General features: G+C 70.1%; 14 protein-coding genes. 4 read left to right on the top strand and 10 right to left on the bottom strand.

What is annotated here, in order from left to right:
* Positions 1–2,880, bottom strand: a complete 2,880-nt coding sequence (locus ACGFNP_RS20595; protein ID WP_393321569.1) for a BTAD domain-containing putative transcriptional regulator — start codon at positions 2,878–2,880, stop codon at positions 1–3.
* A gap of 313 nt (positions 2,881–3,193) precedes the next feature.
* Here ACGFNP_RS20595 and ACGFNP_RS20590 point away from each other — a divergent pair, with 313 nt between their 5' ends.
* Positions 3,194–3,664, top strand: coding sequence for a hypothetical protein (locus ACGFNP_RS20590; protein ID WP_393320681.1), 471 nt, complete (start codon positions 3,194–3,196; stop codon positions 3,662–3,664).
* 14 nt (positions 3,665–3,678) lie between these two features.
* On the opposite strand, the gene ACGFNP_RS20585 is transcribed toward ACGFNP_RS20590, so the two are convergent.
* On the bottom strand, positions 3,679–4,035 hold the full coding sequence (locus ACGFNP_RS20585; protein ID WP_358316199.1) for a hypothetical protein: 357 nt from the start codon (positions 4,033–4,035) through the stop codon (positions 3,679–3,681).
* Between ACGFNP_RS20585 and ACGFNP_RS20580 the strand changes: the two genes are divergently transcribed.
* A complete protein-coding gene (locus ACGFNP_RS20580) occupies positions 4,004–4,342 on the top strand; it encodes a hypothetical protein (protein ID WP_393320678.1) in 339 nt (112 codons plus the stop codon). The genes ACGFNP_RS20585 and ACGFNP_RS20580 overlap by 32 nt on opposite strands.
* Before the next feature lie 112 nt (positions 4,343–4,454).
* Positions 4,455–6,518, top strand: coding sequence for a cellulase family glycosylhydrolase (locus tag ACGFNP_RS20575; protein WP_393320675.1), 2,064 nt, complete (start codon positions 4,455–4,457; stop codon positions 6,516–6,518).
* A gap of 55 nt (positions 6,519–6,573) precedes the next feature.
* Here the strand turns inward: ACGFNP_RS20575 and ACGFNP_RS20570 are convergent, their stop codons facing one another.
* The 3 genes from ACGFNP_RS20570 to ACGFNP_RS20560 all read right to left on the bottom strand — a co-directional run bounded on the left by ACGFNP_RS20570 (position 6,574) and on the right by ACGFNP_RS20560 (position 10,520).
* Complete coding sequence (locus ACGFNP_RS20570; protein WP_393320672.1) at positions 6,574–8,409, bottom strand: M6 family metalloprotease domain-containing protein; 1,836 nt, start codon at positions 8,407–8,409, stop codon at positions 6,574–6,576.
* Positions 8,410–8,496: 87 nt separating this feature from the next.
* Positions 8,497–8,829, bottom strand: a complete 333-nt coding sequence (locus ACGFNP_RS20565; protein WP_393320669.1) for a hypothetical protein — start codon at positions 8,827–8,829, stop codon at positions 8,497–8,499.
* A gap of 17 nt (positions 8,830–8,846) precedes the next feature.
* Entirely contained in the window at positions 8,847–10,520 is a 1,674-nt protein-coding gene (locus ACGFNP_RS20560) for a hypothetical protein (protein ID WP_393320666.1), read from the bottom strand.
* 320 nt (positions 10,521–10,840) lie between these two features.
* On the opposite strand from ACGFNP_RS20560, the gene ACGFNP_RS20555 reads away from it, so the two are divergent.
* On the top strand, positions 10,841–11,515 hold the full coding sequence (locus tag ACGFNP_RS20555; protein WP_358316214.1) for a hypothetical protein: 675 nt from the start codon (positions 10,841–10,843) through the stop codon (positions 11,513–11,515).
* Between the two features lie 196 nt (positions 11,516–11,711).
* On the opposite strand, the gene ACGFNP_RS20550 is transcribed toward ACGFNP_RS20555, so the two are convergent.
* The 5 genes from ACGFNP_RS20550 to ACGFNP_RS20530 are packed head-to-tail and all read right to left on the bottom strand — an operon-like array spanning position 11,712 to position 18,689.
* Positions 11,712–14,366, bottom strand: coding sequence for a sugar-binding protein (locus tag ACGFNP_RS20550; protein WP_393321566.1), 2,655 nt, complete (start codon positions 14,364–14,366; stop codon positions 11,712–11,714).
* Between the two features lie 25 nt (positions 14,367–14,391).
* The gene (locus ACGFNP_RS20545; RefSeq protein ID WP_358316217.1) at positions 14,392–15,219 is read right to left on the bottom strand and encodes a carbohydrate ABC transporter permease; all 828 of its coding nucleotides are present in this window, start codon (positions 15,217–15,219) and stop codon (positions 14,392–14,394) included.
* Positions 15,216–16,094: a sugar ABC transporter permease gene (locus ACGFNP_RS20540; protein ID WP_358316220.1), complete on the bottom strand. Its 879-nt coding sequence runs from the start codon at positions 16,092–16,094 to the stop codon at positions 15,216–15,218. Before ACGFNP_RS20540 ends, ACGFNP_RS20545 begins: the two co-directional genes overlap by 4 nt.
* A gap of 2 nt (positions 16,095–16,096) precedes the next feature.
* Complete coding sequence (locus ACGFNP_RS20535; protein WP_393320661.1) at positions 16,097–17,467, bottom strand: extracellular solute-binding protein; 1,371 nt, start codon at positions 17,465–17,467, stop codon at positions 16,097–16,099.
* Positions 17,468–17,471: 4 nt separating this feature from the next.
* On the bottom strand, positions 17,472–18,689 hold the full coding sequence (locus ACGFNP_RS20530) for a PfkB family carbohydrate kinase (RefSeq protein WP_358316226.1): 1,218 nt from the start codon (positions 18,687–18,689) through the stop codon (positions 17,472–17,474).
* Between the last annotated feature and the right edge of the window lie 56 nt (positions 18,690–18,745).

Raw genomic sequence — 18,745 nt, 5'->3', positions numbered from 1 at the left:
TCAACAGACGGTGTCCGCTTCGAGCATGAGGCCCGCGTTCGCCTCCAGTTCGGCGATGCTGGCGCGTACCCGTGCCGCCTGGCTGTCGGCCAGGTGGTCGAAGATGGTCAGGGCCTGCTGCCAGGTCTCGATCGCCGACACCGGGCAGCCGGTCGCCGCCAGTGCCCGGCCGAGGATGTGCAGGGTGCGGGCCTCGGTGTTGCGGTCGCCGATCTCACGGCAGAGGTCGAGCGAGCGGTAGCACCAGCGGATCGTCTCCTCGTGGTCGCCCAGCGCGGCGTACGTGGTGCACATGTCGGTCAGCGCGATGCCCTCGCCCCAGAGGTTGCCGATCGCGCGGAAGGCGGCGAGTGCCGAAAGATGGTGCTGGAGGGCCGTACGCGGCTGGTGGAGAGCGATCAGGGCCCGGCCGGTGCCGGCCGAGGCGATGCCCTGCCCCCAGGAGTAGCCGAGGTCGGTGAAGATGGCCAGCGCCTGGCGGTGGCACGCGACGGCCTGCTCCGGCGCGCCCAGGTCGACATACACCAGGCCGAGGGTGTTCAGCGCGTTGCCCTCGCCCCAGCGGTCGCCGAGCTCGCGCTGGAGCGCCAGCGCGAGCTCGGCGTGCGGGAGCGCGTCCTTGAACTGCCGCCGGTCCCAATAGGCCAGCGCCAGGCTGGTACGGACCGGGGCCTCGGCGTGCCCGTCGCCCAGCAGCAGCGCGGCCTCCAGCGCGATCTCGTGGCTGGCGATCCAGGAATCCCAGTGCTTGCACAGGTTGAAGAAGCTCCACAGCGCGACCGGCAGCCGCCAGGCCAGGGTGTACTGGCCGAGCGCGAACGCCTGCCGTACGGCGGCCATGAGATTGGCGTGCTCGGTCTCGAGCCAGAGCAGCGCGTCCTCGTGGCCGGAGAAGGTGTACGGCTCGCACGACGGTGCGAGCTGGGGGAGCGGGAGCTGCTGGTGCTGGGGGTTGAGCACCTGATCGGCCCGGTCGACGGTGTGCAGGTACCAGGAGAGCATGCGCTGGACCGCGGCCAGCCGGTCGGCGTCGGACTCCTCGGCCTCGACCAGTTCGGTGGCGTAGACCCGCATCAGGTCATGCATGCGATACCGGTCGGGGCCGCCGGTCTCCAGCAGGCACCGGTCGGTCAGGATCTCGAGCAGCCGCTGAGCCTCCGCGGGCGGCACCCCGATCAGCGCGGCGGCGGCGCCCACCCCGAACGCGAGCCCCCGGTGCAGGCCGAGCAGCCGGAACGCCCGCGCCGCCCGCGGGTCGAGCGCCTGGTACGACCACGAGAACACGGCCCGCAGGCTCATCTGCGGATCCTCGTCCACACCGAGCAGATCGAGCCGGGACCGCTCGTCCCGCAACTGGGCGACCAGGTTCGCCAGCTGCGCGCCGGGCCGCCGGGTGACGTGCTCGGCGCTGATCGCCAGCGCCAGCGGGAGGTGAGCGCAGAGCCGGGCCAGTTCGGCCGCGGCCTCGGCCTCGGCGGACACGCGCCCGGCACCGAGGATCTTGCCCAGGAGCGTGTGCGACTCCGCCTCGCGCAGCCTGCGCAGGAACACATGCCGGGCGTCATCGTGTACGGCCAGCCCGGCCAGGCGGGTACGGCTGGTCACCAGCACCAAACAGTCCGAGCCGGGGAGCAGTGGCCGTACCTGGGCGGTGTTCCGGGCGTTGTCCAGCAGCACCAGCACGCGCCGCCCGGCCAGCGTGCTGCGCAGCAGCGCGGAGCGGGCCTCGACCTCCGCGGGGATCTGGTCGGCGGGTACGTGCAGGGACCGCAGCATCATCTCCAGGGCGGTGGCGGGCGCCATGGGCTCGCCGGGCCCGAACCCGCGCAGGTCGACATGGAGCTGCCCGTCGGGGAACCGGTCCTGAACCCGGTGGGCCCAGTGCACGGCCAGCGCGGTCTTGCCGACGCCGCCGGTGCCACCGATCGCCGCGATGACGATGGGCCGGTTCTGTCCCTCTTCCGGAAGCAGGTCGTACAACTTGGCCAGGTCCGCGTGGCGGCCGGTGAACCGGGCGAGGTCGGACGGCAACTGGCGCGGCACCGACGGCGGGGGAGGAACCTCGGGCGCGCGAGGCGCCGACGCGGCTTCGCCGCCCGGCACGGCCTGCGTGGGCTCGCGCGTCAGCCCGGCCTGCGTGGGCTCGCCGCTCGGCACGGCCCGCGCGGGATCGCCGTTCAGCACGGCCTGGTGGAGACGGCGCAGCTCGTGGCCAGGGTCGATCCCGAGCTCATCGCGCAGCAGGTCGGCGACGTTGCGGTAGACGTCGAGCGCTTCGGCCCGGCGCTCGGCCAGCTGCAGGGCCAGCATCAGCTGCTCCCACAGCCGCTCGCGCAGCGGGTGCTCGGCCGTGGCGGCCTTGAGGTCCGCGATGATCTCCTCGTGGCGACCGGTACGCAGCCCGAGATCGAACCAGCGCTCCAGCAGCCGCATCCGCTCCTCTTCCAGCCGGGACACCTCGTCGCGGTGCAGCGATTCCGACAGGACGTCGACCAGCGCCGGGCCCCGCCACAACCCGAGCGCCTCACGCAGCAGGCCGGACTCTCCCGACTGGTCGCCCGCGCGCCCCGCCCCCGCCGCCTGTACGGCGAGCTCGCGGAACCGCTCCAGGTCGAGACTGTCGGCGTCGGCTCGCAGCACGTAGCCCGCCCCGACGGTCTCGATCAGCGGCCGGCCGTCGGCGCCGTCGTCCAGCACCCGGCGCAGCCTGGTCATGTGGGTGTGCAGCGCCCCGCGCGCCTGCTTGGGCGCCTTGTCGCCCCACATGTACTCGATGAGCTTGTCCAGTGATACGTGGTGGTTGGCGTTCACCAGCAACGTCGCCAGCGCGATGCGCTGCTTGGCCGCGGAGAGCCGCACCGGCCGGCCGCCCCGTGTCATCTCCAATGGTCCCAGCACACTGAACCGGATCCCCGTACCCGTTTCCATCCGTGGACCTCTCCGCGATCTCCCGGCGGCATGACGCGCCATCCCCAATGGCGCGATCACCCCGTTCGCACTCTCCACCCTGCAACAAAGGAGGACCGTTTCCGCGGGTATGGAAATACATCCTGCCCGGAGATCAGCTTCATGGCCATCCTTAATTCAGCCGCCTTCGTGAAGGCGACAGGTAGGCGAAAGGATGACGACAGCGCCCATGTTTAGCGTGATGACCGCAGGGGTCAGAAATTTCACGCATACAAGGGGGAGAAAGATGCGCAAAAGAATTCTCGGGATGGCGGTGGTGTCGGCATTCGTCCTCGCCGGCGCGCTTATGTCCACCCCGAGCGCGTCCGCCGGTACGGCGGTGGCCGCGGCCGATCCCATCAACTGCGGCGGCTGGTGGCACTTCACCGGCAACGACCCGAAGTCCGCCCGCATGGTCCGCTGGGGCGGCCCCAACGGGCGGCCGCAGTTCAACCTCATGTACGGCAAGATCCAGGGCATCCAGCACGGCTGGGCGCAGCTCTCCGGCGCCAAACAGGGCGACTGGGTCACCCTCGACGTGACCAGCGACGGGGGCCGTACCTGGGGCTACTGCGGTCCGTTCGAGGCGCGATGGGACGGGGACATCGTGATCACGCCCGCCGCCCGCACCTCAAGCGATCCGAATCTGCAGTTCCGCGCCTGCGGGGCGCCGAGGGGCGTGCCAGGCAGCCGCGCCATCTGCACCGCGCCCTGGTGATGTGACGCCCGGCATCAGGAACCGCATTGTCCCCAGACGCCTGAGGTGCTGCCCTCGGCCGTGCCGCCGGAGAAGCGGACGCAGCGGGCGTCCGTGGACATGACGAAGTTGCGGAACAGATAGGTCGCCCGGCCGGGCAGTCGCTTGGTTCTGGTCACCTTGCCGCCCGCGAGAGTCTGCAGCTCCAGCCAGACGTCGGTGTTCTCCCCCACGGACTTCGCCTTCAGCAGGACGGCGCAGTACGCGCGAGCGCTGTCGCTGTGCAGCAGGTGAACCGAGCCGCCGGCGTAGGTGGCGGAGCTCAGCAGGCTGTACCCGGTGGACCCGTTGGAGTTGGAGTTGCACGCGTCCACCGGGTTGTACGGATTCACCTTCTCCGACGGTGTGGGGGTCGGAGTGGGCGTCGGCTTCTTGGTGGTGGGCGTCGGCGTCGGAGTGGCGGTGCGTTTCTTGACGGGACGGGTGGTCGGGAGCGGCTGCGTCTGCACGGGCACGCGTACGGTCACAGTCGGCTGGGCCAGCGGCGTCGGCTTGCGCGCCTTCCGCTTCTTCGAAGGGGTGGGCGTGGGAGTCGGGCTCGGGGTCGGGGATGCCTTCTTAGGCGAGCAGGGCGTCCTCGCCCTGACCGACCTGGGCCCGAAAGAACTCCGCGCCCACTTCCTCGACCTGCTGTCCTAGCGATCTTGACCGGGCCGGTCAGATTTGGGCCTTCTCGCGGAAAGACATCCTATCTATGCTGACACATACTCGTTAGTTAACTTTCCTAATGAACGAGTAGGAGCACCCCCCGATGCACCGATCCCTACGGCTCGCCGCACTGGCCGCGATCGTCGTCGCCCTCTTACCCGCCGTTCCCGCCCAGGCCGCCCCCACCAGGTTCGAGGCCGAGAGCGCCACGATCTCCCAAGGTGTGGTCGAGTCCAACCACGCCGGATACAGCGGCACCGGATTCGTCAACTACGACAATCTGACCGGCAGCTACGTCGAGACCACGATCAACGCCGCGAGCGCGGGCACCGCCTCGATCACGCTGCGCTTCGCCAACGGCACCACCGTCAACCGCCCGATGGCCATCGCGGTCAACGGAACGACCGTGAACCGCGACTTCCCGGGCACCGGCGCGTGGACCACCTGGCAGGACGTCACGATCACCGCGCCGGTCAACGCGGGCGCCAACACGGTCCGGGCCACGGCGACGACCGCCAACGGCGGGCCCAATCTCGACTACATCGAGGCCGACGTCGCCGCGCCGTCGAACGACTACCAGGCCGAGGACGCCACGATCTCGCAGGGCGTGGTCGAGTCGAACCACGCCGGATTCACCGGTACGGGCTTCGTCAACCTCGACAACGTCGTCGGCTCGTACGTGGAGTTCACCGTGAACGCGGCCACGGCGGGCAACGCCACGCTGGCCTTCCGCTTCGCCAACGGCACCACCGTCAACCGCCCGATGGCCATCGCGGTCAACGGAACGACCGTGAACCGCGACTTCCCGGGCACCGGAGCCTGGACGACCTGGCAGGAGGTAACGGTCCCGGCGGCGCTGACCGCGGGCGCCAACACCGTCCGCGCCACCTCCACCACGGCGAACGGCGGGCCCAACCTCGACAGGCTGAGCGCCTCAGTCATCGGACCACCTGACACCGAGAAGCCGACCGTGCCGGGCAACCCGCGCGCCACGGGCACCACGTCCGGCTCCATCACCCTGGCCTGGGACGCCGCCACGGACAACAGCGGCACCATCAAGGACTACCGGGTACGCGAGGGCGACACCGTCGTGGCCACCGTGCCGGGAGCCACCGCCCAGATCACCGGCCTGGCGGCGAGCAGCACGCACACCTACACGGTCACCGCCCGCGACCCGTCGGACAACGAGTCGGACCGCAGCGCCACCGTCACGGCCACCACCCAGCCGGCCGGCACCGGCACCCCCGTCGCGGCCAACGGCCAACTGCACGTCTGCGGCGTCAGGCTCTGCAACGAGCACGGCAAGGAGATCCAGCTCCGCGGCATGAGCACGCACGGCCTGCAGTGGTACTACCAGTGCCTCAACACCGCGTCACTCAACGCGCTGGCCGACGACTGGAAGGCCGACGTGCTCCGCATCTCCATGTACATCCAGGAGGACGGCTACGAGACGAACCCCCGGCTGTTCACCGACCGGGTGCACAACCTGATCGAGCAGGCCACCGCCAGAGGCATGTACGCGATCGTCGACTGGCACATGCTCACCCCCGGCGACCCCAACTACAACCTGGCCAGGGCCAAGACGTTCTTCACCGAGATCGCCCAGCGGCACAACGGCAAGAACAACCTGCTGTACGAGATCGCCAACGAGCCCAGCGGCGTCTCCTGGTCCACGATCAGGAGCTACGCCAACCAGCTCATCCCCGTCATCAGGCAGTACGACCCCGACACCCCGATCCTGGTCGGCACCCGCGCCTGGTCCTCCCTCGGCGTCTCCGACGGCGCGAGCGAGACCGAGGTCGTCAACAACCCGGTCAGCGCGACCAACATCATGTACACCTTCCACTTCTACGCGGCCTCCCACGGCACCGAGTACCTCAACACGCTGTCCAGGGCCGCCGACAAGATCCCGATGTTCGTCACCGAGTTCGGCACGCAGACCTCCTCCGGTGACGGGTCGAACAACTTCACCAGGTCGCAGCAGTACCTCGACCTGATGGCGCAGAAGAAGATCAGCTGGACGAACTGGAACTACTCCGACGACGAGCGCTCCGGCGCCGTCTTCACCGAAGGCACCTGCCCGAACGGCCCCTTCACCGGTACCTCCCGCCTCAAGGCGGCCGGCGTCTGGGTCCGCGACAGAGTCCGCACCGCCGACGACTTCTGACCGCGTGTGAAAGGCCTGGTACGGCGAGCCGTACCAGGCCTCATGCGCGACAGCGTCAGGTGCCGGTGACGATGTCCAGCCGCCACGCGCTGAGGATGCCGGCCGTGGCGTGCGAGGGAGCCAGGTCGCTGACCCGCAGGGTCCAGCCGCCTCCCGCGGGCTGGCCCACGAGGGGCGTGACCACGGACGGTGGTTCGGTCTTGTACTCCAGCAGCTTCGAGGTGTCCAGTTCCGCCCGGTGCGACAGGACGACCCGCCGCCCGGTGGGGGAGTGCAGGACGATCCGCAGGTCCTCGGGGTGGGTGTGGTCGAGGTCGATGAGGACCTTCAGGGAGCGCACGGTGCCTTCGGCCTCGACCGTGATCGTGTCGGCGACGCCGTGCGGGTCGCTGTCGGGGATGCGCAGGCTCGGCTTGGAGATCCCGCTGACACTCGCGCCGTTGATCCCCACCGGCCCGGCCTTGAAGCGGATGGCCGCGCCGGGCTCGCCGATCGCCGAGAGGGTCAGCCCCGACTCCGCGCCGCTCCACAGCAGGCTCGCGGGGACCGTGGAGTGCGACAGGGCCGTGCCGTCGACCCCGCTGTACAGGTCGCGGCTGTCGCCCGCGTTGAGGTTGTTCTCCAGGTCGAGGTGGCCGTCGGCCTGGAGCAGCCCGATCTGGAAGTGACGCAGCGGGGTCCCGTCCTGCAGCTCGTTGGAGCCCCGGGTGTCGCAGTGGTACACGGCCAGTCCGCTCGCCGGCAGGTGCAGGTCCAGGCCGAGCTTGGACCGGTTCTCCACCAGGAAGTACTCCTCCGGTTGTGGTGTGGAGTAGCGGAGCACTTTGCCGTAGTCCGCGTGCCTGGCCTCGAACACGCCGCCCGCGTTGAGGTCGACCTTGTCCGGGCACCAGCCGGCCAGCTCACGCAGGTAGGCGTTGATCGCGGCGGGGGTCTTGCCGCCGTTCAGATGGTTGCCGGAGCTCATCAGGCAGTAGCGGCCCAGGCCCGCGCTGGTGAAGTCGTCGCCGTCGCGGCGGCCGTAGTCGTACAGGTCGGGGAAGCGGCAGAGCATGTGGCCGGATTCGTGGCAGAACGTACCGATGGTGAGCTGCTCCGGCCCTTCGCCCATGCTCGTCACCATGTAGAAATGGGTGCGCATGTTGCCGAAGACCTGCTCGTGGACGCTGTTGTGCGGCCACAGGATGCTGTCGCGGATGTACTGGGTCTTCCCGGCGTACATGATGATCACCGCGTCGACGACGCTCTGGCCGAGCGAGTCGTAGCGGCTGAGGTCGATGCCCGAGTCCACGGCCGCCTGGAGCGCTTCGGGGACGAGCAGGTCGTGGTTGCGCGGGTCGGCGTACACCGTGATGTCGCGGCTCATCCGGAACGGGCCGACGACGTCGTTGGTGTACTGCAGGAGCCCGTTCGACATGGTCGCGAAGTACTCGTTGACCGAGCACGCGTTGCCGTTCTCGCGGTAGCCGGGCGCGTTGAGCAGCGCGTCCACCTGCGCTTTGGTGACCGTGGTCGCCTGGTCGGGGAAGTCCACGAGGATGGTGAGCCCGCGTACCGTCCCCACGCTGAGCCGGCGGCCCTCCAGCAGCCCGCCCGCCGGTCCCTGCGTCATCGCGATGTCCCGCGCCGCCGCCATGACCGTGCCCCGCTCGCGCAGGTGACGGGGCACCCCGTCGGGCGCGTCGTAGGAGTCGACCCGGACCCCGGTGGACCGGAACCGCCCGTCCTCGACGTTCGCGTAGCAATAGACACCGGCCGAGGTGTCGTAGACGGCCGTGTAGCCGTCGACGGTCTCATAGCGGGCGTAGTGCTCGTCCCCGAAGACGACGAGCCGCACCTCGTCGCCGTCCGCCTGCGCGAAACTCAGGGTCTCTCCGAAAATGGCGCTCATCGGGGCCTCCCGTTCTGAGTCAGATGTCCTTGATGGTGGCCGGGCGAAGGGCCACTGGCCTGAGTAGCCCCGTACTCAAAGCAGCGCCTACGCCCAGAGGTCACGGATCTTGCCGATGACCTCGACGATGACCGACACCTCGGCCGCCCTGAGCGAGAGCCGTTTCAGCGCATCGAGGATGCGCGACTTGTCCGGCTCGGGCTCCGCCAGCTCCCGCCGGATGTCGGCCGCGTCCCGGCGTGCCTTCGCCGGCTCGTCCACTGTCGCCTCGTGCTCGCCGAGCAGCCTGTCCAACTGGTCCAGGAGCTGCTCCGTCGCCGGCGAACCGAAGGTGTTCACGGTGGCGCGGGCGTGCGTGCCCATCGCGATGGGGGCGTTGACGTTGCCACCGGTGATGCGGATGTCGGGTTGTGTTCCCATGGGAGGCTCCCTGCTCGTCATGTGCCCGGCCGGAGGCCGTTGACCGTCGCCGACGCGTGCTCCCCGAAGGCCATCGGCACGTTCACCGTGCCGCCGTTGCCGGCTGACACGGTGATGCCGGCCGCCTGCATCCGGTAGGCGCCGGTCTCCACCTTCCGTTCCTCCAGGAAGTCGAGGACCGCCTCGGTGAGCCGCTGCTCGATCATCTTGATGTACTTCGTGACGTCGAGCACCTGGATGTGGGTCTGGAGGCGTTCGCTGGCGCCCAGCTCGCGGACGCTGACGCGGGCGCCGTACGGATAGACGATGTGGTCGCGCGGGTTCGGCGTCATCGCGCTCTGGCGTACGGACTCCACGGCCGTACGGACGACCCGCACGGGAGCGGCCAGCACGTCACGCAGCAGCTGGAGCTTCAGCACCTTGAGCGCTTCCCAGGTGACCCGCCCGCTGGTCATGGTGGGGAGGCTGTCGACCACGTGATAGTGGTCGCGGGCCGGAGGGAGCACGGTGACCACGAACTGCGTGTAGAGCATCCGGCCTTCGACGGCCAGGTAGATGAACGCGGAGGTCAGCGCCTCCTGGTCCTCGGCGGGCGCGACCAGGTTGCCGTCGAGGTCGCGGATCTCCTGGCCGGCGTTGTTGATCGTCACGCGCTGGTAGTAACGGACGCCGCCCTGCGGATGGCGGGCGATCGCCGCGATCTCCTCGGGGGTGGCCTGGAACCGGGGCAGGCCGTTCCTGTCGATCATCGGGTGCGCCCCGGCCGCCCGGTCGCGCTGCCCGTCGGCCACCGTGAAGATCCCGCGCGTCACCACGTGATCTCCGATGTCGAGCCGCTGGATGCCCTCGTTGGGCCGGAGTACGCGGTCACGCATCTCGATGAGGCGCCCGCGGACGAAGGCGTGCAGCTCTACCGGGTCGATGTCGACGGGGTCCGCCCGCCGCGACGGCTTGTGGTTCTCGCGTACGCGGTCGAGCTCGACGGCGATGGACCAGCTGCGCTGGATCCGGCCGGCGCCCATGAACGCGTCCTCGTTCGCGTACATGGTGACGTTGCCCCACTGGGCTCTGCGGATGTAGTCGAGGCGGCGGGCCAGCCTGGGGTGGGTGGTCCCGATGATCGGTTCGGGCGCGCCCGGCTTGAGGCTGCCCACGAGCGTCAGGTAGATCGCGATCCGGTACACGAGCGCGATGCCGAGCGTGACGACCGGAACGAGGAACTGCTGCAGGACGGAGCCGGTGCTCCCGCTTCCGTAGAGGCCGGAGAACGGCAGTCCTGACGCGAACAGGTACGCCGCCGCGGGAATGAGCGCGGTCAGGATCGCCAGAAAGATCAGCGAGAAGACCGAATAGCAGGCCCAGAACCAGATCAGCGCCCGCACGATCAGCGGCCCGCGCCGGATCCCGTCCACGGTGAGAAGGGCGAAGGGGACGAGGGTCCACAACCATCCGAAAGTGCTCAAAGGCGCCATGAAACAGCCGATGATGAAAAATCCGCTAATCAGGGCGTCGCGGACCACGAGCATCATGCGAGAGCGCCGGCAGTGGTAGATCACCGGCATGAGGTTGAATCCCCCATGCGAGGGAGGGATCGCCCGAAACTGGTCAAACAGCAGCTCGGCCAGCACTTTATCGCGGAAACCGCTGTCCAGGTAGGCGGCGGCACAGAGGTAGCGCGTCACATTACTCATGCGAGAAGAATTCATATTCCGGGTTCGCGCATGCAGGGAATCCGCTCCGGGGCTGTCGAGCATCGTGGCCGCCTCCCGTTATTCGTGCGTGGAGGTGAGCCTATAGTGGGCGAATGTCTCTGGAACGCCTCGTTATCAAATAGTCTCTTTCGGAATGCTGGCGAGCGGAGAATAACGCGAATTAAGCATTTGTCATATTTTTTCGGGATTATTCCGGGAGGCGTGCGTTGGTGGATGAAGCGGGGTCCGGCCAGCTGTGTGGGCGATGTGGGGCCGACGCCGGCAATCTCGCCCAGTGCCCGAGATGTGGAGCGGCCCTCGTGGAGCCGCAGGCGCCGGCCCGCGATGACGACTGGGGCTCCCTCGGGCCGCGCCGCCGGACGCCGCTGATCTTCGTCGGCTTAGTCCTGTCGGGTCTCGCTCTGGCCTGGTGGTTCCTCGCCGGTCGCCCATGGCCCTTCACCGATGGAGACGCCCAGGTACGCCAGGACGAAACCCCTGTCCTTGCCGAGGTCGAAGAGATGACGCCGGAGACTGACCCGTCCACCGGCGAGGCCGCCCGGCAGGCCGCGAAGCTCGATGATCTGCTGACCAACAGCCACTCGGCCCGGTCCAGCCTCTCCGAGGCGATCGCCCGCGCGAGCAAGTGCGAGCCGGACGGAAGGGACACCATCCAGAGCATCACCACGAACCGCCGCGACCAACTCACCCTGGCCCGAGCACTCGACGTGACCGCCCTGCCGGGAGGCCCCGCCCTGAAGGAGTCACTCGTCGAAGCACTCGACGCCTCACACGAGGCCGACGCCGCCTTCCTCTCCTGGGCCCGGCGCCACCTGGGCAAGGGCTGCACCGGGACCATCGCCGAGGACCGCGACTACCGGCGCGGCCTGGACAGATCCGAGGCCGCGCAGGCGGCGAAGGCCCGATTCGCCGAGGCGTGGCGCCCCCTCGCGGAGACCTACGACCTGACCCGCTGGAAGGCCGACGACATCTGAGGACGTGACCACGAGTTCGTACCGGGGTCCACGGCGCATGCGGCGGCGAGCAGAATCGCCGCCGCGACGATGTCCATCGGCCGGTGGCCCCGGGCGGTCGCGCAGGCGTCGTCGCTGGTTGTCGGGCCACGCCCGCCCGGCGCGGCGGCCGATCCAGGAGGTGACGGCCGGTTATGGGCCGCCACCTCCATCAGCGTCAGCGCACGCGCGTCTGAGACGCCAGCGTGCCGCCCCCAGTCGCCTGCCACCCGGCCACCACCGTCGGGTGGGCGCCGACAGCGCGGGTCAGCGGGACGGTCACCGTCGTGGTGCCCCGGCCGGAGACGGTGACGACGCGGCTGCCCGCCGTGCCCTGGTCGTCGCGGACGAACAGATGCGCCTTGCCGGCGGCATTGGCGCGCAACGTCACCTTCACGGCGTTCTGCCCGCTCGCCGCGGAGGTCACCCGGCCGCTCTCGGACTCCTTCGCCGCGGGACCGCCGGCGAGCGGGAGGTGGACGCGGACCGCCTGCTCCAGCGACTGCGGCGAGTCCAGGCTGGACAGGCCGGTGTCGGGGATCACCGGGTCGGGCGGGGTGGTGGGCCGGCCCGCCGGAGGCTGGTAGCCCGGCAGCGTCGCGAAGCCCCACCGGTACGGGTCACCCTGTACGCCACCCCACGTCGACCAGCCGATCCGGGTCTGGCCGGTCTTGTCCTGGGTGTCGGAGTCGTACACCAGGATGTTCAGCCCGAGGTGCGCGGGATCGACCGCGCCCGGCAGGGTCTCCATCGGGATGGCCAGCTCGACGTCGTACCCGCCGGCGGAGACCTTCGACGCCACCCGCATCCCGGTGGCGGGACCCTGGTGGTTGTCGGCGTCACGCAGGGCGCAGGGCGGCCCCTCGGCCGTCACCGGCAGCACCGCGGCCTTGAACGTGGTGGAGGTGTTCTCCGACGTGCCGCGCGGGTCGAGGGTCACCTCCACCGAGTCGGTACGCCAGTGCCGCTTGCAGTCGGCGGCGGCCAGCCGGGTGCCGACCACGTCGTCCTTCACGTGGACCACCAGGAACAGCGTGTCGTCGCGCCAGGTGACCTTGGCCGTGCCGGAGCAGTCCGCCGCCGACGAGCACGCGGTGCCCTCCCACAGGCGGGAGATGTCCAGGGCGGGGCCGGAGTACTCGCCGTCGCCCTCCACGCCGTCGATCGCGGGCGCCGCCGCGGCCTGCGGGATGGACGCCGCCGGGACCAGTTCGAGCGCGGGCTTGCTCACGCTGGAGCCGTCCGTGCTCGTGGTGGTGATGGTGTAGGCGTAGTCGCCACCCTGGTTCGAGGTCTTCAGCGAGGGGTCCGCGTTGGTGACGGTGAACGGCACCGTCGTCGAGGCCCCGGCCGCCAGGCCGCTGTAGGGCGCCTCGGCGCGGTCGGCGGTGAAGCCGGCGGGCAGGTCCAGGCGTACGGTGCCGGACTGGGTGGCGCCGCTCACGTTGGTGACCACGATGCCCACCGGCCGGGAGCCGCCGGACGGGAGGGTGAGCACCGGCGTGACCAGGCCGCGAAGCTGCGGCGCGCCGAGTTCGGCGGTCCACTTCTCGTACTGGGCTACCTGGGGGAGCAGCTGCTGCCCACCGCGTACGGCGGGGCTGATCTCGACCTGCCGGTCGGTGTAGCCGCGTCCGTGTTCGGTGGTCAGCGTGGCCGCGAGGCGAGCCCGGTCACCCGTGCCCTCGGGCGGGGTCACCGTGAACGTCGCGGATCCCGTACGCCCCGCGGCGATCCTGCCGAGGTCGCCGGAGCCGCTGACCCGCCAGCCCTCGGGGGCCTTCAGCGTCACGGCCGAGCGGCCCAGCGATTCGCGCGACGGGGCGGTCGCGGTGACCTTGACGGTGAACGCCGTGCCCGGGCGGACGTCGAACGTGCTGGGGCGCAGGCCGAGCAGGGTGCCGAGCGGGACGGTTCCGGCCGGGCGGGTCAGCGCGCCGTCGAGGATCGCCGTGGGCGCGGCCGCCGCCGCGGTGCCCGGCTCGGGGAAGGGCACCCGCGAGTCCACCTGGGTGAAGAAGTCGCAGCCCAGCTGGGCGGGGTCGGACGGCACGTCAGGGAAGACGGCCCAGCCCTGGGAGGCGTACGAGCGCTGGGCCTCGCGCTCGATGGCGGCCCAGGTCTTGCCCTGGCTCTGGGAGGCGCGTCCGCTCCACACGCCGTACACGTTCTGCGCCGGGTTCGTGGGGCGGAACGTCGCGGCGCAGGCGGGGCCGACCTGGGAGGTGCCGCGGCCGCCGCCGAGGAACAGGCGGGCGGGCGCGAAGGGCCGCAGCCCCTCGCGGGTGATCTGCTCGGGGAACGCCTTCGGGTCGGCCGCCGCGTAGAACGCCTCGACGGCCAGCCGCGCGGCCTGCTGGTGGTTCCCGTGGTTGCCGGGGGAGGGAGCCGGGTCCATGGTGAGCAGGACCTCGGGGCGGGTCTGGCGGACGATCCGCACGACCTTCTCCAGGGTGTCGTCCCCCCAGATCTGGTCGGTCAGCGGGGCGCTGACCGTGTAGTAGAAGTCGACGTCGTCGAGGTTGAACACCTCCCGCACCCCGGCCTTGCCGACCGCGGTACGCTCCTCGGCCTCCCGCAGCAAGCCGAGCGCCGGGCCTTCCTCCGGTCCGACGGCGTTGCCGCCGCCCTCGCCCCGGGTGACGGTGACGACGCCGGTGCGGATGTCGTGGTCCTCGTTCCACTGGCCGAGCGTGGACAGGCTGAACGCCTCGTCGTCGGGATGGGCGCCGACGAACAGCGCGTCGAGGTCGACGGGGGGAGCGGGGGCCTGCTCGGCCAGCGCCGGGGTGACCGGCGAAAGGGCGAGCACGGCCGCGGCGACCAGCGCCACTATCTTCAAGGGAACCTCCGGGGGGTTATTCGCGGACCGCTCCCTGGAGCAGCCCGCGGACGAAGTGACGCTGGAGGAACAGGTAGAAGATCACCACCGGGGTCGCGACGATGACCGATCCGGCGGCGAGCAGGGTGAAGCCGGAGGTGTACTGGCCCTGGAAGAAGGCCAGACCCAGCGGCGCGGTCCGCAGCGACTCGCTGGTCACCATGATCAGCGGGATGAGGAACTCGTTCCACGTCCACATGAAGACCAGGACGGTCAGGGTCACCACGGCGGGCCGGGCCGGGGGCACCAGCACCTGCCACAGGATGCGCCAGGTCGAGGCGCCGTCGATGCGGGCGGCCTCGACGATGGCCCGGCTGCCGGCCCGGAAGTAGGCCCGCATCCAGAACGTGCCGAACGCCACCGACAGCGCGACCTGCGGCAGCGCGACCGACCAGAACGTGTCGATCAGGCCGAGCGAGCGCAGGTCGAAGTAGAGCGGCACCGCGATGGCCTCACTCGGCATCATGATCCCGAGCATGAACAGGTAGAACAGCACCGACTGGCCGCGGAAGCGCATGGTGCCGAACGCGTACCCGCTCATGATCGACAGCACCACGCTGACCACCACGACGAACGCCGACACCGCCAGGCTGGTACGCAGGTAGGTCCCGAAATGCCCGATCTCCCACGCCGCCGCGAAGTTGCCCACGTGCAGCCCCGCCACGCTGAGCCCCTGCCCGGTGGCGTCAGCGCTGTCGTCGGGGCCGAGCGCGGCGAACAGGATCGACAGGATGGGGAAGAGCGCGAACGCGGCGAACGCCGACAGGATGACGTAGTTGGCCAGCCGCTCCCCACGCGAGATCACGAGGCCCCCCTGTCCGCGAAGCGGTTGATCACGAACGAGATCGCGAAGATGATCACCGTCAGGGTTACCCCGATCGCCGCCGCCGAACCGATCTGGCTGAGCCCGAAGGCCCGGTGGTAGACCTCGTACGACGGCACCGACGTGGAGTTTCCCGGACCGCCGCGCGTGGTGATGTACACCAGGTCGAACGTCCGCAGCGCGGCGATGACGGTCAGCGTCAGCGCGACCGCGATCTCCCCGCGCACCGACGGCAGCGTGACCGCGAAGAACTCCTTGACCGCGCCCGCCCCGTCGAGCCGCGCCGCCTCGTACAGCTCCAGCGGGATGCGGCTCATCCCGGCCAGCAGCAACACGGTCACCAGCCCGGTCTCGAACCAGGTGCCGACCACGCCGACGGCCGGCAGCGCGAACGTGTAGTCGCCCAGCCAGCCCCTGGTCAGCGAGTCGAGGCCGAGCGCGTCGAGCAGGCCGTTGAGCGTGCCGTCCGGGGCGTACACGCGGCGCCAGGCGACGGCCACCACGACCATGGCGACCACCTGCGGCAGGAACACCACCGTGCGGAAGAACCCGAGCCCGCGCACCTTGGCGTGGTTGAGTATCGCGGCCAGCATCAGCCCGATGGCCAGCGGCGCCAGCGCGTAGAACCCGACCAGGACCAGGGCGTGGACGAAGGCGTCACGCAGCCCCTCGTCCGCGACGATCGCCGCGTAGTTGGACAGCCCCGCCCACCGGCCGACGGACAGCCCGTCCCAGTCGTACAGCGACAACTGGACGGCGCGGCCGATCGGATAGAGCAGGAACGCCGCGTAGACGACGAACGCCGGCAGTAAGTAGAGGTAGGCGACCCGTCTGGGCTCCCCGGGAGGGCGGGCCACGCTCACCCGTTCGTCTCCGAGAAGGTCTTGTAGTCCTTCTCCAGCGTGGCCAGGAACTCCTGCGGAGTCGCCTTCTTGGCCAGCAGGTCCTGCAGCGCCGCGCCCAGCGTGTCGGCGAAGGTCGGGGTCGCGTAGTCGAGGTAGGGCACCAGGCCGTCGTTCTTGGTCGCGGTGCCGAACGCCTTGAAGACGTCCTGCTGCGCGCCCGCCTTGACGCTCTGCTGGTCGGTGTCGGCGACCGGCAGGTTGCCGGTGGCGGTGAGCACCTTCATGGCGTCGGCGTTGGTGATGAAGTCGATGTACGCGGCCGCCGCGTCGGGGTTGGGGCTCTTGGCGGTGATGGCGAACGGCAGGCCCGTGCCACCGGTCGCGACGGGCGGCGCGTCGGCCGTGGCACCGGGCGGCAGCATGAAGCCCAGGTTCTTGCCCAGGACCTTCTCCATGTCGGCCATCAGCCAGGTGCCGGCGATCATGAAGACGCCCGTGCCCTTGCTGAACGCCTGCCACGCCGGGTCATAGCCCTGGCCGTTGAAGCCCTTGTTGAAGTAGCCCTTGTCGACCCAGTCGACGAGCTGCTGGGCGGCCTTGGTGTTCTCGGGCGTGTTCCAGGAGGCGCCCTTGCGGCCGAAGGCCAGCGTGCTGATCTGCGCGGCGGGGACGTCGCGGCCCTGCACGGTGCCGAACACGTGGATGGCGGGCCACTTGTCGAGGTTGCCGAGCTGCATCGGCACCTCGCCGGCGTCCTTGGCCTTGGCCAGCGCGGCCTGGAACTCCTCCCAGGTCTTCGGCGGCTGGAGGCTCAGGCTGGTCAGCTTGGCGGCGTTGTAGTAGATGCCGACGACCTCGCCGACCTGGGGCAGACCGTACAGGTTGCCCTCGCCGAACAGCTTGCCGTCGGCGCTGTAGCTGGAGTAGCGCAGGACCGAGTCCGGATAGCGCTTCTTCCAGCCGTACGCCTCGGCGTAGGCGTTCAGCGGGCGCAGCTGGCCGGCCTTCACGAACGCGCCCATCGAGGACCGGCCGTTGTTGGCCTCCACCACGTCCGGCGGTTCGTTGCCGCTCAGCGCCAGGCGCAGGGTGGTGTTGAGGTCGTCGAAGGAGCGGGAGACCCGCTTGAGCTTGATGTTGGGGTACTTCGCCTCGAACGCGGCGTTGAGCTGCTTCATCTGGGCGGCCTGCCCGCCGCGTACCTCCTGGTCCCAGATCGTGAGGGTCACGTTGCCGAGGGCCGCGGCGTCGGTGCGCACCGCGCTGGGCTCCGCCGACGAGGCCGTCGTCGGCGGAGCCGAGGAGCCGGGCGCGCACGCCGTCGCGGCGAGGGCCACGACGGTGGCGGCGAGTACGGCACGTCCGCGAGGTGTCGAGGCGATCATGGTGTTACTCCTTCTGAGCAGGCACGCGAGGCGTGTCCGGGTCCTCGGGCTCGTCGGGTGCCGCGCCTTCAGGCTTGGCCGGTGGCTTACCCGGTGCCTGCGGAGCCATCCCGACGTCGGCGTGCCGGGCGATGGTGGCGGCCGCCCGGCGTACCGCGCCCACCGGGTCGGTGGGCACCAGCTTGTCGAGGAAGGCGTAGCGGCGGGCCAGCGAGTCGCCGTAGGCGCCGCTGTGGCCGGCCGCCGCCCGCACCTCGTGCCACCAGTCGGCGATGTCCCCCCAGCCGGGTGCCGCCAGCGAGCCGCCGAACTGCTGGACGGCCAGCGCCGAGCAGACCCCGGCGAACGCCAGCCGGTCGTTCAGCGGCCAGCCGCACAGGGTGCCGAGCACGAGTCCCGCGCCGAAGACGTCCCCCGCGCCGGTCGGGTCCAGCGCCGTCACCCGCGGAGCCGGGACGAACGCTTCCTCACCCGTCAGGGAGTCGATGGCCATGGCGCCGTTGGCCCCGTCGGTGACCACGGCGAGCGGAACCCGGTCGGCGATCGCGTACAGCGCGTCGCGGGGGCTGTCGGTGCCGGTGTAGGCCATGGCCTCGACCGCGTTGGGCATGAAGGCATGGCAGACCGAGAGCTGCTCCAGCATGTCGGGCGACCAGGCGCCGGACGGATCCCAGCCCACGTCGGCGAAGATGAGGGCGCCGTCGAGCTGCGCCTTCTCGGCCCAGTTGCACTTGCCGGGCATGCCGAGCGGCTCCTCGGCGGACAGCGTCACGATCACCGCTTTGGACCGGGGCGGGGAGCCGATCATGTCCGACGCCGACATGGGCGCGGAGTGGCCGTGGGTCACCATGCTGCGGTCGCGGTCGACCGCCATGGAGACCGTCACCGGCGAGTGCCAGTTCTCGAAGCGCCGTGACCTGGACAGGTCAACGGATTCCTGCTCCGCGAGCGTACGCCAGCAGAAGTCGGCGTAGTCGTCGTCCCCGAACGCGGCGGCCAGCGAGGTGCGCAGGCCCAGCCGGCTGGTCGCGATGGCCAGGTTGGCGATGCCGCCCGGGCACGAGCCCATGCCGTCGGCCCAGATCTCCGTGCCGGCGGCGGGCATCGCGGGCAGCCCGGTGAACACGATGTCGAGGAAGACCGTGCCCGCTAAGAAGACGTCGAACTGTGGCCCCTCCGGGGTTCGCTGATCGGCTAGAGGGTCATAAGCCTGGCTAGACACGGAAAGTCCTCCTCGACAGAGCGAGATGTGCGCAATCTTGCATGTTTGGCTTGCTC

This window comes from Nonomuraea sp. NPDC049269, assembly GCF_043197155.1.
GTDB lineage: Bacteria > Actinomycetota > Actinomycetes > Streptosporangiales > Streptosporangiaceae > Nonomuraea.
Note: the sequence above shows the minus strand (reverse complement) of the source record. Positions and strands in the feature narration are given on the sequence as shown.

Coding starts and splice junctions, on each gene's coding strand:
- ACGFNP_RS20565 (WP_393320669.1), bottom strand. CDS start 8,829: ATGGGAACACAACCCGACATCCGCATCACCGGTGGCAACGTCAACGCC.
- ACGFNP_RS20595 (WP_393321569.1), bottom strand. CDS start 2,880: ATGACACGGGGCGGCCGGCCGGTGCGGCTCTCCGCGGCCAAGCAGCGC.
- ACGFNP_RS20590 (WP_393320681.1), top strand. CDS start 3,194: ATGCGCAAAAGAATTCTCGGGATGGCGGTGGTGTCGGCATTCGTCCTC.
- ACGFNP_RS20570 (WP_393320672.1), bottom strand. CDS start 8,409: ATGAGCGCCATTTTCGGAGAGACCCTGAGTTTCGCGCAGGCGGACGGC.
- ACGFNP_RS20575 (WP_393320675.1), top strand. CDS start 4,455: ATGCACCGATCCCTACGGCTCGCCGCACTGGCCGCGATCGTCGTCGCC.
- ACGFNP_RS20535 (WP_393320661.1), bottom strand. CDS start 17,467: ATGATCGCCTCGACACCTCGCGGACGTGCCGTACTCGCCGCCACCGTC.
- ACGFNP_RS20560 (WP_393320666.1), bottom strand. CDS start 10,520: ATGAGTAATGTGACGCGCTACCTCTGTGCCGCCGCCTACCTGGACAGC.